This window comes from Variovorax sp. SRS16, from assembly GCF_901827165.1.
In the GTDB taxonomy this organism is placed as follows: Bacteria; Pseudomonadota; Gammaproteobacteria; order Burkholderiales; family Burkholderiaceae_C; genus Variovorax.
Window position 1 is genome coordinate 695,477 of sequence record NZ_LR594666.1, and the last position, 15,649, is coordinate 711,125.

The 15,649-nt window shown below is 68.9% G+C and carries 16 protein-coding genes; 5 read left to right on the forward strand and 11 right to left on the reverse strand.

All coding sequences use genetic code 11. The features are described from left to right. Nucleotides 1-8: 8 nt before the first annotated feature. From E5P2_RS03420 to E5P2_RS03430, 3 genes are read right to left on the reverse strand one after another with little or no spacing between them, the layout of a single operon-like run. Complete coding sequence (locus E5P2_RS03420; RefSeq protein WP_162565756.1) at nt 9-818, reverse strand: ABC transporter permease; 810 nt, start codon at nt 816-818, stop codon at nt 9-11. A 1-nt stretch (nt 819) separates the two neighbouring features. Further along, complete coding sequence (locus tag E5P2_RS03425; protein WP_162565757.1) at nt 820-1,764, reverse strand: ATP-binding cassette domain-containing protein; 945 nt, start codon at nt 1,762-1,764, stop codon at nt 820-822. Between the two features lie 25 nt (nt 1,765-1,789). Continuing rightward, on the reverse strand, nt 1,790-2,680 hold the full coding sequence (locus E5P2_RS03430; RefSeq protein WP_162565758.1) for a LysR family transcriptional regulator: 891 nt from the start codon (nt 2,678-2,680) through the stop codon (nt 1,790-1,792). Nucleotides 2,681-2,789: 109 nt separating this feature from the next. Here E5P2_RS03430 and E5P2_RS03435 point away from each other — a divergent pair, with 109 nt between their 5' ends. Beyond that, nucleotides 2,790-3,434 (forward strand): glutathione S-transferase family protein, encoded by a 645-nt coding sequence (locus E5P2_RS03435; RefSeq protein WP_162565759.1) that lies wholly within the window; start codon nt 2,790-2,792, stop codon nt 3,432-3,434. After that, nucleotides 3,431-4,405 carry a pyridoxamine 5'-phosphate oxidase family protein gene (locus E5P2_RS03440; protein WP_162565760.1) on the forward strand — a complete coding sequence of 325 codons (975 nt, stop codon included), beginning with the start codon at nt 3,431-3,433 and terminating at the stop codon, nt 4,403-4,405. Before E5P2_RS03435 ends, E5P2_RS03440 begins: the two co-directional genes overlap by 4 nt. Before the next feature lie 22 nt (nt 4,406-4,427). On the opposite strand, the gene E5P2_RS03445 is transcribed toward E5P2_RS03440, so the two are convergent. Further along, a complete protein-coding gene (locus E5P2_RS03445; protein ID WP_162565761.1) occupies nt 4,428-5,579 on the reverse strand; it encodes a cytochrome P450 in 1,152 nt (383 codons plus the stop codon). 51 nt (nt 5,580-5,630) lie between these two features. Here E5P2_RS03445 and E5P2_RS03450 point away from each other — a divergent pair, with 51 nt between their 5' ends. Next, the gene (locus E5P2_RS03450; protein ID WP_162565762.1) at nt 5,631-6,323 is read left to right on the forward strand and encodes an ArsR/SmtB family transcription factor; all 693 of its coding nucleotides are present in this window, start codon (nt 5,631-5,633) and stop codon (nt 6,321-6,323) included. A 12-nt stretch (nt 6,324-6,335) separates the two neighbouring features. Here E5P2_RS03450 and E5P2_RS03455 read toward each other — a convergent pair whose 3' ends face one another. The 6 genes from E5P2_RS03455 to E5P2_RS03480 are packed head-to-tail and all read right to left on the reverse strand — an operon-like array spanning nt 6,336 to nt 12,198. Further along, complete coding sequence (locus E5P2_RS03455; protein ID WP_162565763.1) at nt 6,336-7,853, reverse strand: AMP nucleosidase; 1,518 nt, start codon at nt 7,851-7,853, stop codon at nt 6,336-6,338. A 49-nt stretch (nt 7,854-7,902) separates the two neighbouring features. Next, nucleotides 7,903-8,451 (reverse strand): TIGR00725 family protein, encoded by a 549-nt coding sequence (locus E5P2_RS03460; protein WP_162565764.1) that lies wholly within the window; start codon nt 8,449-8,451, stop codon nt 7,903-7,905. Beyond that, the gene (locus tag E5P2_RS03465; RefSeq protein ID WP_162565765.1) at nt 8,402-9,223 is read right to left on the reverse strand and encodes an ABC transporter permease; all 822 of its coding nucleotides are present in this window, start codon (nt 9,221-9,223) and stop codon (nt 8,402-8,404) included. Before E5P2_RS03465 ends, E5P2_RS03460 begins: the two co-directional genes overlap by 50 nt. Nucleotides 9,224-9,229: 6 nt before the next feature. After that, nucleotides 9,230-10,309, reverse strand: coding sequence for an extracellular solute-binding protein (locus tag E5P2_RS03470; protein WP_162565766.1), 1,080 nt, complete (start codon nt 10,307-10,309; stop codon nt 9,230-9,232). A 37-nt stretch (nt 10,310-10,346) separates the two neighbouring features. Further along, entirely contained in the window at nt 10,347-11,375 is a 1,029-nt protein-coding gene (locus tag E5P2_RS03475) for an ABC transporter ATP-binding protein (protein WP_162565767.1), read from the reverse strand. 58 nt (nt 11,376-11,433) lie between these two features. Beyond that, nucleotides 11,434-12,198 carry an ABC transporter permease gene (locus tag E5P2_RS03480; protein WP_162565768.1) on the reverse strand — a complete coding sequence of 255 codons (765 nt, stop codon included), beginning with the start codon at nt 12,196-12,198 and terminating at the stop codon, nt 11,434-11,436. 184 nt (nt 12,199-12,382) lie between these two features. Here E5P2_RS03480 and E5P2_RS03485 point away from each other — a divergent pair, with 184 nt between their 5' ends. Both E5P2_RS03485 and E5P2_RS03490 read left to right on the forward strand, forming a co-directional pair. Continuing rightward, on the forward strand, nt 12,383-13,345 hold the full coding sequence (locus E5P2_RS03485) for a LysR substrate-binding domain-containing protein (RefSeq protein ID WP_162565769.1): 963 nt from the start codon (nt 12,383-12,385) through the stop codon (nt 13,343-13,345). Continuing rightward, entirely contained in the window at nt 13,342-14,244 is a 903-nt protein-coding gene (locus tag E5P2_RS03490) for a ketopantoate reductase family protein (protein ID WP_162565770.1), read from the forward strand. Before E5P2_RS03485 ends, E5P2_RS03490 begins: the two co-directional genes overlap by 4 nt. Before the next feature lie 21 nt (nt 14,245-14,265). On the opposite strand, the gene gorA is transcribed toward E5P2_RS03490, so the two are convergent. Then, nucleotides 14,266-15,618 (reverse strand): glutathione-disulfide reductase, encoded by a 1,353-nt coding sequence (gorA, locus tag E5P2_RS03495; RefSeq protein ID WP_162565771.1) that lies wholly within the window; start codon nt 15,616-15,618, stop codon nt 14,266-14,268. Nucleotides 15,619-15,649 lie beyond the last annotated feature (31 nt).

Sequence of the window (15,649 nt, forward strand, 5' to 3'; positions counted from 1 at the left end):
GTTCTCCCTCAAGCCCGAAAGCGCTTGCGCGTGAGCCCCAGTGCGATCCAGAACGCGACCACGGTGTAGGCCACCAGCACGAGCGCATGGCGTTCCCAGTCGCCGGGCCAGCGGTCCATGAACAAGGGCCGCACCAGCGCCACCGCGTTCGCCAGCGGCAGCCAGTCCGCGATCCGCCGCACCACCGTGGGCAACTGCTCGAGCGGAAAGAACACGCCCGACAGGAACATCATCGGCGTCATGAACAGCGTGAAGTAGTAGGTGAAGAAATCGTAGCCCTTCGCCAGCGCGTTGAAGATCAGCGCGATGCACGAGAAGGTGATGCCCACGCCCACCAGCACGAACCAGGCGACGAACAGCTTCGGGCTGTGGCTGATGTTCAGCGCCAGCATCACGAACAGGATCGCCGTGGTCGTGAAGATCGCCTTGAAGCCGGCCCACAGCATCTCGGCCAGCACCACGTCGTCCAGTCCCACCGGCGCGTTCATGATGCCGTCCCAGGTCTTCTGCACATGCATGCGCGAGAAGGCCGAATAGAGCGCCTCGAACGACGCTGCGTTCATCGCGCTCATGCACACCGAGCCGCTGGCCAGGAACAGGATGTAGGGCACGCTGATGCCGTCGACCTCGATCCGGCCGACCAGCGCGCCCATGCCGTAGCCGAAGGCCACCAGCCAGATCAGCGGCTCGGCGATGTTGCCGATCAGGCTCGGGATCGCGAGCTTGCGCCACACCAGCAGGTTGCGCAGGAACACCGGCCACCAGCGCATCGAGAGCTCGGGCGGGCGCCAGACCGAGGGGCCAGGGGCGGGCGTCATGCTATCCGTCCTCTCGTATCTGCCGGCCCGTCAATTTGAGGAACAGGTCTTCCAGGTTGGCCGGTCGGTGGAAGGTGCGCAGCCCGGCGTGGCCGGCCAGCGCCTCCATCAGCCCGCGCGCATCCTGCGTGTAGAAGAACACCGTCTCGCCGCTGACCTCGACCCGTGCCGCGTACTGCCTGAGCGGCGATTCGGCCAGCGCGAGCGCGCCGTTGCCGTACACCTCGACCACGTCGGGTTCGAGGTGCTCGGCGATCAGGTCGCGCGGCCGGCCCTCGGCGATCTTGCGGCCGTGGTCCAGCACCAGCAGCCGCGAACACAGCCGCTCGGCCTCGTCCATGAAGTGCGTCGTCAGCAGGATCGACTTGCCCTGCTGCAGCAGCAGTTGCAGCCGTTCCCACATCAGGTGCCGCGCCTGCGGATCGAGGCCGGTGGTCGGCTCGTCCAGCATCAGCAGCTTCGGATCGTTGACCAGCGCCCGCGCGAGCGACAGCCGCCGGCGCATGCCGCCCGAGAGCTCGCCGGGCTTCGCATCGGCCTTGTGCGTCAGCGCCGCGAAGTCGAGCAGATAGGGAATGCGCGGCGCGATCTCCGCGCGGCGCATGCCGAAGTAGCGTGCGTAGACCCTGAGGTTCTCGGCGCAGCTGAAGTCGGGATCGAGCGTGTCGAACTGGCTGACCACGCCGAGCTGCGCCTTGATCGCGCGCGCGTCGCGCGGCATCGACAGCCCGCCGAGCGCTTCGATCGTGCCGCTGTCGGGCGTGGTGAGGCCCAGGCACATGCGGATGGTGGTGGTCTTGCCCGCGCCGTTGGGGCCGATCACGCCGAGGCATTCGCCGGGTGCGATCTCGAAGGAGAGGTCGTCGACCACGAGGGTCGATCCGTAGTGCTTGCGCAGGTGGCTGGCGTGGAAGAGGGGCGTCGGCACCGGGGCATTGTGGCCCATGCGATGCAGATCCTGCCCGTGACGCTCAGAGCCGCAGCCCCGTGAACTCCGCCTTCATCCATTCGATGAACGCACGCGTGCGCGCCGGCAGCAGCCGCGCATGGGGATAGATCACGCTCACCGGCCGCGGCGGCGGCTCGAAGTCTTCGAGCACGATCGCGAGCCGGCCTTGCGCCACCATCGGCAGTACCTGATAGGAGAAGAAGTTGCCGAAGCCCAGCCCTGCGGCGCAGGCTTCGACCGCGGGTGCAATGTGGTTGAAGTCGATGTTGCCCCGGGCCGCGATCTTCAGCGGCCGGCCCTGTTCGCGAAAGGCCCAGTGCGCCGAACTGCCGGGCTGCAGGCACACGCAGTTGGCGTCCAGCAGTTCGCGCGGATGCGCCGGTGTGCCGTGCTGCTTCAGATACGCCGGGCTCGCGACCACCACGCGGCGGATGCTGCCCAGCGTCTGCGCGACCAGTGACGAGTCCTCCAGTGCGCTGATGCGGATGCCGACATCGATGCCTTCCTCCAGGAGGTTGACCGTGCGGTCGTGCAGCAGCACGCTGCAGCGCACCTTGTGGTGACGCTGGAGAAAACGCACGATGGCGGGCGCGACGTACATGTGGCCGAACAGCACGGGCGCCGTGACCGTGAGCTGGCCCGCCGGCTCGGCCGCCTCGACCGCGAGCGCGCGATCGGCGGCGTCGGCCGCGGCCAACACCTCGCGTGCGCTGTCCAGGTAGTGCCGGCCTTCCTCGGTCAGCGAGATGCGGCGCGTGGTGCGGTGGAACAGCCGCACGCCGAGGTGCGCCTCCAGCGCCGCCAGCGCACGCACCACGGCCGGCAGCGAACTGTCGAGCGCGTCGGCCGCGCGGGTCAGGCTGCCCTGCTCGGCGATCTGTACGAAGGTGTGCATGGCCTTGAGGCGGTCCATGGCGTGATTAAACCGGAAATCGGAGCAGTCAAATACGGCTGAGGCCATTACTTCGAAAGATGGAGCAACACAGAATCGACTCTCACAGCCACACCCCCGGAGAAACCCCATGACAGCCACTCGCCCCGCACAGCCCATCAAGGTCTACAGCTCGTCCGTGTCCGGTCATTCGCACCGGGTGCGGCTTTTTCTTTCGCTGCTCGGCTTGCCCTTCGAGACCATCGAGGTCGACCTGCGCGCCGGTGCGCAGCGCACGCCCGAGTTCCTGCGCCGCAACACGTTCGGCCAGGTGCCGGTGATCGAGGATGGCGAAGTGACCCTGCCGGATTCCAATGCGATCCTGGTCTATCTCAACGAACGCTACGCGCCCGATCCGGCGCGCTGGATGCCGCGCGATCCGCTCGGCGCGGCGCGCGTGCAGCGCTGGCTCTCGGTCGCGGCCGGACAGCTGGCGTCCGGACCTTCGGTGGCGCGCGTGATCGTGATGTTCGGTCTGCACCGGGAACCGGCCGAGGCGATCGCGCGCTCGCACGACCTGCTGCGCGTGATGGAGTCCGAGCTGGCCGGGCGGCCCTTCCTCGCCGGCCCGCAATCGACGCTGGCCGACATCGCCAACTACAGCTACGTGGCGCATGCGCCCGAAGGCAATGTCTCGCTCGACGCCTATCCGCAGCTGCGCGCATGGCTGGCGCGCATCGAGGCGCTGCCGGGCTTCGTGCCGATGGCACCGCAGCGGATCGGGCTGGCCGCATGAACGCGCCGGAACGCGTGCCGTGGCACGAGGGCGAGCGCGCCCTGCAGAATCTCGCCGGCGTCAGCGAGCGGATGGCGGAGCTCGGACCGCGCGTGCTGCGCGACCACATGCCCGAACAGCATCGGCTCTTCTTCGCGCAACTGCCCTTTTTGGCGGCGGGGAGCATCGACGACCGGCATCAACCCTGGGCCGGCGTGCTGGCCGCACCACCCGGCTTCGTGCATTCGCCCGATCCGCAGCATCTGCGCGTCGACGCGCGGCCGCTTGCCGGCGATCCGCTGGCTGCGGCCCTCGTCACGGGCGCATCGATCGGCCTGCTCGGCATCGAGCCGCACACGCGCCGCCGCAACCGCATGAACGGCGTGATCGACGTGGTCGATGCAGAAGGCTTCTCGGTCGAGGTGCGGCAAAGCTTCGGCAACTGCCCCCGGTACATCCAGGCGCGGGAGGCTGTCTTCGTGCCGCGCGACGCCGCGCCAAAGGTCGTGCAACTCGGCGGTCGGCTGGACGCGAATGCGAGGCGGATGGTGACCCATGCGGACACCTTCTTCATCGCCACTGCCTACCCGTCGGCGGCCGGCTCGGGCGTCGACGGCGAGCCGTCGCATGGCGTCGACGTGTCGCATCGCGGTGGCCGGCCCGGTTTCGTGGGACTGAGCGGCGAGGGCACGCTGACGGTGCCGGACTTCGACGGCAATCTCTTCTTCAACACGCTCGGCAATATCGTCGTGCATCCGCGCGCGGGGCTGCTGTTCATCGACTTCGAGACCGGCGACCTGCTGCAAGTCGCAGTCAGCGCCGAAGTCATCTGGAACGGACCCGAGGTGGATGCCTTCGAGGGCGCGCGCCGGCTGCTTCGGATGCAGGTGCTGGCGGCGCGGCGCATGCCGGCTGCGTTGCCGCTGCGCTGGGGGCGCGCACAGATGTCGCCGCATCTGGAGGCGACCGGGCGCTGGGCGCAAGCGGCCTGATCGGGCCCGCGCGTCACGGCCCTCAGCGGAAGACGGGAATGCGGACGTTTGCCGAAGGCCGGTAGTCCCAGCCGCGGTCCATCAGCATGTCGATATCGAGTCCATCGGCCAGGAGGGCCTGTACGCCAGCCGCCGCGAGGGTGCAGGCCAGGGCCTGGCCGGGGCACGCGTGCGGGCCATGGCCGAAGCCCAGCATCCGGCGCTCGGCGCGCAGCAACTCGAAGGTCGCGGGCGCCGGGTTGAGCGAGGGATCGCGATTCGCCGCGGCGAGCACCACCAGCACGGCGTCGCCGGGCGCGAGCGGCATGCCGGCGAGGACCGTCGGCTCGGCCACGAAGCGGCGCGTGTTGTGGACCGAAGGATCGTGCCGCGCGACCTCGTCCACCAGCGGCTGCAGCAGCTCGGCGCGCGACCCGATCTTGCGGCGCAGCCCGGGCTCGCGGGCCAGTGCGATCAGGCTGTTGCCGAGCAGGCCTGCCGTGGCCTCGCAGGTCTGCGACAGCAGGCCGACCAGATTGGCCAGCGTCACACGGGACCCATCGCCCGGGACTTCGGCCTGCACCGCGGCGAGCAGGCTGGCGCCGGCTGCCGGCTGATCGCTGACCAGCTGTTCGAAGCGCATCATCAGCGCCGCAGCGGCCTCGCTCGCGGCCTGCAGCTGCGACGCGCTCGACAGCGCGGAAAGGCAGGCGACGAAGTCGCGCATCCAGTCCGTCACGCGCAGCAGCATGTCGTCGGCGAACCCGAGCAGGTGTGCGACGGCGCAGACGGGCATGGCAAAGCAGAGATCCGACACCGGCGCGGCAGGCAGCCCGGCCGCGATCTTCAGCGCCGCCGCATGCACGGCCTGCCGGTCGAGCCCGGCCAGTGCGCGCTGCAGCGGCGGCCGGTGCGCCACGTGTGGCGCGCCGTCGTTCATACGCACCAGATGGCCGAATACTTCGCCGGCCGGCGTGCCCGCGATGGCGCGCGGCACCGCCTCGGCCGGCGGGCGCACGCGCAGTGCTTCGCACGCGAGCACCTCGCACACGACCTCGGCGCGGCTCGCGGCCCACAACCGAAGGTGCTCGTCGAAGACCAGCGGCGGCCCGTTGCGCAGGGCCGCATACCAGGGATAGGGATTCGGATGCGTGACGGCGGCGATCACGTCGGCGGGTGAGGCGGGCGGTTTCATGTCTGCAGTGTGCCGCTTCCTTTGCGTTCACACTTCGTTTAGCATCGAAGTATGGATGCAATCACTGCCGACACCCACCTCGCGCGCCTGGCCGGCGCCATCGCCGAGCCGGCGCGCGCGCGCATGTTGTGCTGCCTGCTCGACGGCCATGCGCGCACGGCGACCGAGCTGGCGGCCGTGGCCGAGGTCGCCGCCTCGACCGCGAGCGCGCATCTGGCAAGGCTCAGGGAGCAGCGGCTGGTCGAGTCGGTCGCGCAAGGCAAGCACCGCTACTTCCGCCTCGCCAGCCCCGAGGTCGGCGCCGCGCTCGAAGGCCTGCTGGTGGTGGCCGGTGCGCCGCGCGGCGAATTCAAGCCCACCGCGCCGAGCCGCCTGCGCGCGGCGCGCACCTGCTACGACCACATGGCTGGCATGGCCGGCGTCGCGCTGCACGACCGGCTGCATGCGCAGGGCTGGCTGCACCGGAAGGCCGAGGACGGCGACTACGAACTCACGCCCGACGGTGCGGTCGCGCTCGAAAGCCTGGGCATCGATGTCGACGGTGCGCGCGGTTCGCGCCGCCGCTTCGCCTGCGCCTGTCTCGACTGGAGCGAGCGGCGTCCGCACCTGGGCGGCGCGCTCGGCGCGGCGTGGCTGCAGCTGTCGCTGCGGCGCGGCTGGGTGCGGCAGGAACTCGATGGCCGCGCATTGACGCTCACGCCCAAGGCGCAGCGCGAAATGCCGGAACTCTTCGAATCGAACTGAGCGCTTCGCCGGCTACTGGAACGCCACTTCGGCAAAGCTGCGCAGCTTGCGGCTGTGCAGCCGGCTCGTGCCTTCGCTGCGCAGCACGTCGATCGCGGCCATGCCGATGCGCAGGTGCTGCTCGACGCGCTCGCGGTAGAACTGGTTGGCCATGCCGGGCAGCTTGATCTCGCCGTGCAGCGGCTTGTCGCTCACGCACAGCAGGGTGCCGTAGGGCACGCGAAAGCGAAAGCCGTTGGCGGCGATGGTGGCGCTTTCCATGTCGAGCGCCACGGCGCGGCTCTGGCTGAAGCGGCGCTGCGGCCGGTTGCCGGGCAAGAGCTCCCAGTTGCGGTTGTCGGTGCTCGCCACGGTGCCGGTGCGCATGATCTTCTTGAGTTCGGGCCCCTCGGTGCCGGTGACCTGCGCCACCGCCTTCTCGAGCGCGAGCTGGATCTCCGACAGCGCCGGGATCGGCACCCACAGCGGCAGCTCCTCGTCGAGCACGTGGTCCTCGCGCACATAGGCATGCGCGAGCACGTAGTCGCCCAGCTGCTGCCCCTGCCGCAGGCCGGCGCAATGGCCGAGCATCATCCACGCATGCGGGCGCAGCACCGCGACGTGGTCGGTGATGGTCTTGGCATTGGCCGGGCCGACGCCGATGTTGACCATCGTGATGCCGCTGCAATCCTCGCGCACCAGGTGATAGGCCGGCATCTGCGGCAGCCGCGGCGGCGGCGTGCCCTGCGTGCCGTCGAGCAGCGCACCGAAGGTCTTGCTCGACCCCGCGGCCAGTCCGCGCCGGCGGGTGATCACGTTGCCGGGCTGGATGAAGGCGACGTATTCGCTGTGCGCGTCGGTCATCGCCTCGAGGCCGAGCCGCACGAACTCGTCGATGTAGAACTGGTAGTTGGTGAACAGCACGAAGTTCTGGAACCACTCGGGCGCGGTGCCGGTGTAGTGGCGCAGCCGGTGCAGCGAGTAGTCGACGCGCGCGCCGGTGAAGAGGGCGAGCGGCTGCGCCTCGCCGGGCCGCGCCTCGAAGGTGCCGTTGGCAATGCCGTCGTCCATCGCGCCGAGGTCGGGCAGGTCGAACACGTCGCGCATCAGTGCGCGGCGCTCGGCACTCATGTTGCCTTCGATGTGGTCGTTCTCGGCGAAGGAGAAGTGGATCGGGATCGGCTGCGTGCTGGTGCCGATCTCGAGCTCGACCTGGTGGTTCTCGAGCAAGAGCCGGAACTGCTCGCGGTAGTAGCGGCTGAACAGGTCGGGCCGCGTGAGCGTCGTCTCGAAGCGCCCCGGCCCCGACACGAAGCCGTAGCTCAGGCCCGCATTGGCCACCGGCGTGCGGCGCGAGACCGTGTGCGTGTGCACGCGAACGAAGGGATAACAGGCCCGTACCCGCCCCGTGAGGCTGTCACCGGCCACGAAGCGCAGCATCGCCTCGCGCAGGTGCTGCAGGCCGCCGTCGTAGATGAGTCGCACCTGTTCGAACGCGGCGTCGGGATCGGTGAAGCGGGCGGGGGCGACGAAGGCGGGCATGTAGGGCATGCCGTCATTGTGCAATGCGGCCGTGTCGGCCACTTTGTCGCTGCGGGACTCAGGCCAGCAGGCAGTCCAGCACCTTGGCGAGCATGTCGTTCACGTCGGCAGTCTGCACCGCGCCCGGCAGCGCCACATCCCCATGCATCACGAAGACCGGCTTGCCCCACTTGAGTCCCATGGCCATCTCCGACAGCGTGCCCATGTTGCCGCCGATGGCAAGCAGGCATACGCCACTGCGCGCGATGATCGCGTTGCGCATCTCGCCCATGCCGGTGGGAATGGCCACGCTGAGCCAGTCGTTGGCGTTGCGGTCATCCTCTTCGGGCAGGATGCCCACGGCAATGCCGCCGGCCGCGGTGGCGCCGCGCGAGGCTGCGGCCATCACGCCGCCGCGCCCGCCGCAGATCACCGCCATGCCGGCACCGGCCAGTGCATGCGCCACGGCGTAGGCCGCTTCGCATTCGGCCGGCCCGCCGTCGCCCGGGCCGAGGATGGCCACGGGCTGGCGGTGGCGGGCCGGCCCCCGTTGTTTCTGCGCGAGGCGCGTCAGCGCCTCAGTGACCGGTGCCGACAGCACCGCGCTCGCGCCTTCGCGTAACGACATCGCCCACTCCCATCACGATCACACACGCCACCATCAGCACCAGCGACAAGGCCGCTGCCACCGAGAAATCGGAACCACCGTCGCCCAGCTGCGCGAGCAGCATCAGCGGCAGGATGTTGAGTTGCGTGCCCACCAGCGCCAGCGCCGTGCCATAGGTGCCCATCGCGATCGCCGCCACCATGCAGGCGCTCGACAGCACCGAGGGCATGACCTCGGGCACCACCGTGTCGCGGAAGGCCCGCGCACGCGAAGCACCCAGCGTGCGCGCCGCCTGCGCCGGGCGCAGGTCGAGGTTCGCGAACACGGGGTACAGCGACAGCGCGACGCGCGGAATCAGGTAGTAGGCATAGGCGCAACCCAGGCCCGACACGCTGTAGATCCAACTGCCGATGACCGCCGGGTCGGCACCCAGCCCCGCGAGCAGCTGCGTCACGAAGCCGGCGCGCCCGAAGGCCAGGATGAATCCGTAGGCGATCACCAACCCCGAGAAGGCCAGCGGCAGGCCCAGCAAGGTCATCATCCACTGGCGCCGGCCTTCGGGCTGGCGCGCGAGTTCGATGGCGATGCAGGTGCCCACCAGCGCCGAGATCGCGCCCGCCGCCAGGCCCAGGCCCAGCGTGTTGCGCAGCGCGCCCAGGAACAGCGGATTGCCGAACAGCCGTCCGAAGGCGCTGCCACCCTCGGCAAAGGCCTCGGGCAGCAGGGCCGCCAGCGGCACCGCGAAGAACAGCGCCATGAAGGCCCATGCGGGCCAGGCGCCAAAGCGTCGCATGGCGGCTTACTTTCCCAGCGCGGCCTGCGCCCAGAGCTTGTCCACGTCGGCCTTGCGCTCCGAGGCTTTCACCACGTCGAGCGGACGGATCTGCGGCGCGGCCGGCATCTTCGCTGCGACATCGGCACTGAGCGGCGTGCCCGGCACGGCCGGACGCACGAAGCCCTGCGCGAACAGCGACTGGCCGGCCTCGCTCATGGTGAAGTTGAGCCACAGCTTGCCTGCGTTCGGGTTCGGCCCGTTCTTCACCAGGCTGATCGCATACGGCGCGGCCACGCTGGCTTCCTTCGGAATCACGACCTCGACCGCATCGCCCATGCCGTCGACGTACTTGGCCTTGAGGCCGTCGTTCTCGTAGCTGATCCACACCGGGATCTCGCCCTTCAGGAACTTGGCATACGGCGTGGTGCCTTCCACCCGCAGCACGTTGCCGGCCGCATGCAGCTTGCCGAGGTAGTCGGTGCCGGGCTGCACGTTGTCGACGCTGCCGCCGTTGGCATAGGCCGCGGCGAAGGCCAGCACCTGGCCGATGCCGGTGGAGCGCGGGTCGAGGTAGACCACCGTGCTCTTGAACTCGGGCTTGAGCAGGTCGGCCCAGCTCGTGGGCACGTTCTTCACCAGCTTCTTGTTGACCAGGAAGGCGATGTTCAGCGTGTGGATGGTGAACCAGCGGCCTTCGGCCTCGCGGAACACGGGCGGCAGCTTGTCGAAGTTGACGGGCTTGAAGGGCGCGACCACGTCCTTCTTCGCGGCATCGACGCCCGAGGCGGCGAAGTAGTAGGCCGTGTCGGCCTGCGGGCGGCGCTTGGTCTTCTCCAGCGCGACCACGGTGGCGGCGGAGCCGATGTCGTTGTAGGTCAGCTCGATCTCGGGGTAGCGCTTCTTGAAGTCGCGGAACAGCGACTTCCAGTTGGCCCATTCGGGACCGGTGTCGAAGGAGACGCACAGCCCTTCCTTCTGCGCCTCGGCGTACAGCGCCTTCTCGCCCGCATAGAGCTCGGGGCCGTCGAAGGCGAAGGCGGTGCGGGCCGCGAGCGTGGCCAGCGGCAGTGCGCCGGCGGCCTGGATCAGATGTCTGCGTTGCATGGTGGCTCCTTGGAGAGACAGGACGAAAGGGGCCGGCTCAGTGGTCGAGCAGGCGAAGGTGTTCGGGGGCGATGGCAATGGCCTCGGCAGCCGGTGCAGCCGACTCGGCGAGGAAGGCCTTGGGGGCGCCGGCCACTTCGAAGTCGTAGCGCGTGAGCGCACCCAGGTAGCGCTGCGCGCCGGTGCGGCCCGCGAGCCGGTTCACGCTGTCGGGCGCGGGGTCGGGCCGGATGTGTTCGGGACGCACCAGCAGATGCACCGCGGTCCCGGACGGGCGGCTGCCGGTGGCGGCGAAAAGCTCGGCAAAGCCCAGGTCCAGCCGACCCGGCGCGGCCACCTTCGCGGGCAGGATCGTCGAGAGCCCGACGAACTCCGCCACCGCACGGCTCGCGGGGTTCTCGTAGATGTCGCGCGGCGTGGCGATCTGCAGCAGCCGGCCGTCCTTGAGCATTGCCACCCGGTCGGCCATCACGAGCGCTTCTTCCTGGTCGTGGGTGACCAGCAAGGTGGTCGCGTTGAAGCGCTGCTGGATCGCGCGGATCTGGTCGCGCAGGTGGCCGCGCACGCCGGCGTCGAGCGCCGAGAGCGGTTCGTCGAGCAGCAGCGCGCGCGGGTCGATGGCGAGCGCGCGGGCCAGGGCCACGCGCTGCTGCTGGCCGCCCGAGAGCTGAGCGACCGCGCGCTGGGCGTATTCACCCAGCCCCACGATGTCGAGCAACTCCTGCGCGCGGCGGCGTCTTTCGGTCGTGGTCACCTTGCGCAACTTGAGCCCGTAGGCCACGTTGTCCAGCACGCTCAGGTGCGGAAACAGCGCATAGCTCTGGAACACCATGCCGATGTGCCGCTCGTGCACCGGCGTGCGGGACATGTCTTCGCCGCCGAGCGCAATGCGGCCGGTGTGACCCGTCTCCAGGCCCGACACCAGCTTGAGCATGGTCGACTTGCCCGAGCCGCTCGGCCCGATCACCGCCACCAGCTCGCCGGTGCGCACATCGAGCGATACATCGTGCAGGCCGTGCGAGCTGCCCGGGTAGTTGTAGCTGACGTTGTCGAAAAGGAGGCTCATGGATGGGTAACCTTCGCGCTGCGCGCTGCGGTGTTCGCCTTGGGAGCGGCCCGGCGGCTCACGGCTGCTTCACCAGAGAGGAAGAAAGAAGGGCCGACGCGCTCGCCAGCACGAGAAGGATGACGGTCGCCGCGCAGGCAAAACCCGTCGCGCCATAGAAGGCCTGCAACAGCACCACCGGGTAGGTGCGATTCTGGAAACTCGTGAGCAGGTTCGACAGCCCGAACTCGCCCACCGAAATGGCCGCCACCATCACCAGCCCGCTGATCAGGCTCTGCCGCAGGCTCGGCAGCACGATGCCGGTGAACTGCTGCCAGCCCGAGGCACCGAGCGTCGCGGCCGCCTGTTCGAGCCGCCCGAGGTTCAGATGGCGCAGATCGGCCAGCAGCGTGTTGGTGAGGTAGGGCAGCGTGAGGATCGCGTGCGCCGCGATCAGCAGCGGCATCGAACCCAGCCAGGGCGTGAGGTCGGTGTTGAACGCGATCATGTAGCCGAAGGCCAGCGTGATGGTCGGCACCGCGACCGGGGTGGCGCTCACGATGCGTGCCGCCAGACTTCCACCGCGACGGGCGCCGTGGTACAGCGCGTAGGCCAGGGGCAGTGCGAGCACCGTGTTGATCACGCAGGCCGACAGGGCCACTGCGAGGCTGCTCGCGAAAGCCTTGCGAAACGAGGTGTCGAGCCACAGGTCGAGGTACCACTGTCCGGTGACGCCCGTGGGCAGCAGCGTGTTGGTCCAGTTGCCGCCGAAGCTGCCGATCAGCAGCAGGGCGATCGGCAGCAGCAGGTACAGGCCGTAGATGAGCGAGATGCCGCGAACCAAGTTTGTCTCCAAAAGTCTTGTGCAATCGGCATACTTTCCGGATGCTCTACTTTTTGCGCACGGCCAGCCGACGCTTGCCGGGAATTCTAGGAAGCAACTGCGAACGCATGGGTGAAAGTTGGATGACGACGCTTGAGCAATCAGACAGTGTTTTTCACGATGCTTTCATCCATCGGAGCCATGCATGAAGCGCGATTGCCCCACCATCCAGGAACTGCTGGCCTTCGACGCCGTGGCGCGCCACCAGAGCATCACGCTCGCGGCCGGCGCCCTGTGCATCACCGTGAGCGCGGTCAGCAAGCAGATCGCGGGGCTCGAAGCCTTCCTGGGCCGCGAGCTGCTGCAGAAGAACGGCCGCGGCGTGCAGCTCACGTCGCAGGGGCGCGTGTACTGGCAGAAGATCTCGGGCGGTCTGCGCGCCATCGAGACCGCGAGCTTCGAGGCGCGCTCGGGCGATGCCGGCGCCGGTCTGCTCACGCTCGCGAGCGTGCCCACCTTCCTCACCAAGTGGCTGATTCCGCGCCTGCCGGCCTTCAGCCAGAAGAGCCGCCATGTGATGCTGAGCTTCAGCCGCCACCTGGAGCCGAACGACGGCATTCCGGCCGGCGTCGATGCCGCGATCCGTTACGGCCCCGACGGTTGGCCGGGCGTGGTCTCCGAATACATCGCAGGGCGCGAGTTCGTGCTGATCGCGGCGCGCGCGCTGGTCGAAGGGCGCCATCGCATCGCGCAGCCGGCCGATATCGCGGGCCGCACGCTGTTGCATCACGAGGGTGCGCCGATGGCCTGGCGGCAATGGGCGGCGCAGCACGGCGTGCCCGAAGTCAAGACCATGGCGGGGCCGCGCTTCGCTCAATATTCGGCGCTGATCCAGGCGGCGCTCAACGGCCTGGGCATCGGGCTGGTGCCCAGGCTGCTGGTGCAGGAAGAGCTGGCCGAAGGCGCGCTGATCAGCCCCTGCGGCACGCCGGTCAGCGTGGACCAGGGGCACTACCTCTGCTACCGGCCGGACCGGCTCGACCTGCCGGCCTTCGTGGCCTTTCGCGAATGGCTGATGGACGAGGGGCTGAAGTCGCGGGGGCGCAAGCGTGAAGTGCCGGTCGCCGTCAGCCTCGAAAACCGAACAACCAGGGAAGTGCATCGATGAAAGTCGCAGTCATGGGCGCCGGCGCAGTCGGCTGCTACTACGGCGCCATGCTGGCGCGCGCGGGTCACGAGGTGGTGCTGATCGGCCGGCCCCTGCATGTGGAGGCTGTTCGTGCGAACGGGCTGCGGCTGGAGACGAAGGCTTTCGACGAACACCTGCGGCTCGATGCGAGCACCGCGCCGAGCGCGGTGCAGGGCGCCGACCTCGTGCTGTTCTGCGTCAAGTCCACGGACAGCGAATCGGCCGCAGCGCAGATCAAGCCGCACCTCTCACCCGGTGCGCTGGTGCTCGTCTTGCAGAACGGCGTCGACAATGACGAGCGCGTGCGTTCGGTGTTGACCTCCAACGCAGTGATTGCGGCCGTGGTCTATGTGGCCACCGAAATGGCCGGTCCGGGCCACGTGAAGCACCACGGCCGCGGTGAGCTGGTGATTGCGTCGTCCCACGCCAGCGAGACGATCGCACGGCATCTGGTCGCCGCGGGTGTGCCCGCGCAGATGTCCGACAACGTGCGCGGTTCGCTCTGGGCCAAGCTGATCCTGAATTGCGCGTACAACGCGTTGTCGGCCGTGTCGCAGCTGCCTTACGGCGTGCTCGTGAAGGGCGTGGGCGTGAGCGATGTGATCCGCGACGTGGTCGCCGAATGCCTGGCCGTCGCGAAGGCCGAAGGCATCGTCATTCCGAGCGACATCGATGCGGCCGTGCGCGGCATTGCGCAGTCCATGCCGTCGCAGTACTCATCGACCGCGCAAGACCTCGCACGCGGCAAGCTCAGCGAGATCGACCACCTCAACGGCCTGGTCGTGCGGCGCGGCGAGGCGCTCGGCGTGCCCACGCCCGCGAACCGCGTGCTGTTCGTGATGGTCAAGCTGCTCGAAGGCAAGCAGCAAACGCGCTGATCAGCCTGTTGGCGAGCCTGTTCACGGCATCGGCTCGCGCATCGTCACGAACTCCTCCGCCACCGTCGGATGAATCCCGATGGTGCTGTCGAACATCGCCTTGGTCGCGCCCGCGCGCATCGCGACCGCGAAGCCCTGCACGATCTCGCCCGCATCCGGGCCGACCATGTGCAGGCCGACCACGCGGTCGCTGGCTTTGTCGACCACCAGCTTCATGAAGGTACGCTCCCCGCTGCCCGAGAGCGTGTGCCGCAGCGCGCGGAATTCGCTCGAGTAGAGCGTGACCTCGCCGAACTTCATGCGTGCCGCGGCCTCGGTGTAGCCGCAGGTGCCGATGTTCGGATGCGTGAAGACGGCGGTCGGCGTGAATTCGTAGTCGAGTTGGCGCCGGCCCTTGCCGAACAGGGTGTCGACCACCACCATCGCCTCGGCCAGCGCGACCGGCGTGAGCTGCTGGCGGGTCGACACGTCGCCCACCGCGTAGACCGAAGGCACCGAGCTGCGGTAGTGCGCATCGACCGCCACGCGGCCCTTCGCGTCCAGCGTCACGCCCGCTGCTTCGAGGCCGAGCCCCTGGGTGTTGGGTACGCGCCCGGTCGCATAGAGCACGGTGTCGACCTCGACGCGCTGGCCGCGCGACAGCATCGCGCACAGGCCGTCCTTCTGCCGCGTGATCATGTTGATCTCGGTGTTGAAGCGGATGTCGATACCGGTGCGTGTCATCTCCTTGGCGAGGAAATGGCGCACATCGTCGTCGAAGCCGTTCAACAGATGCGCACCGCGGCACAGATGCGTGACCTGCGCGCCGAGGCCATTGAAGATCGATGCGAATTCGCAGGCGATGTAGCCCGCGCCGACCACCGCAAGCCGCTTCGGAAAAGGATCGAGGTCGAACATCGCGTCCGAGACGACCACGTGCTCACGGCCGCTGAGCTCGGGCACGAAGGGCATGCCGCCGGTGGCGATCAGCACGTGGCGCGCCGTGTAGCGCTTGTCGTCGACCTGCACCGTGTGCGGATCGGCCAGCTGCGCCCAGCCTTGAATGAGGGTCACGCCCACGCCGTCGAGCAGGCCGCGGTAGATGCCGTTGAGCCGCCGGATCTCGCGCGCGCGGTTCGCCTTCAGCGTGGCCCAGTCGAAACGCGGTTCGCCGATGGACCAGCCGAAGCCCGCCGCTTCCTCGAAGGCTTCGGCATAGCCGGCGGCGTAGCTGTAGAGCTTCTTGGGGATGCAGCCGACGTTGACGCAGGTGCCGCCGAGCTCGGCGCACTCGGCCAGCGCGACGCGCGCGCCGCGCTGGGCCGCCATGCGCGCGGCGCGGACACCGCCGCTGCCGCCGCCGATCACGAAGAGGTCGAAGTCGAATGTGCGCATGGATGCTCCTTGGCACCGACTGTACCGGCGC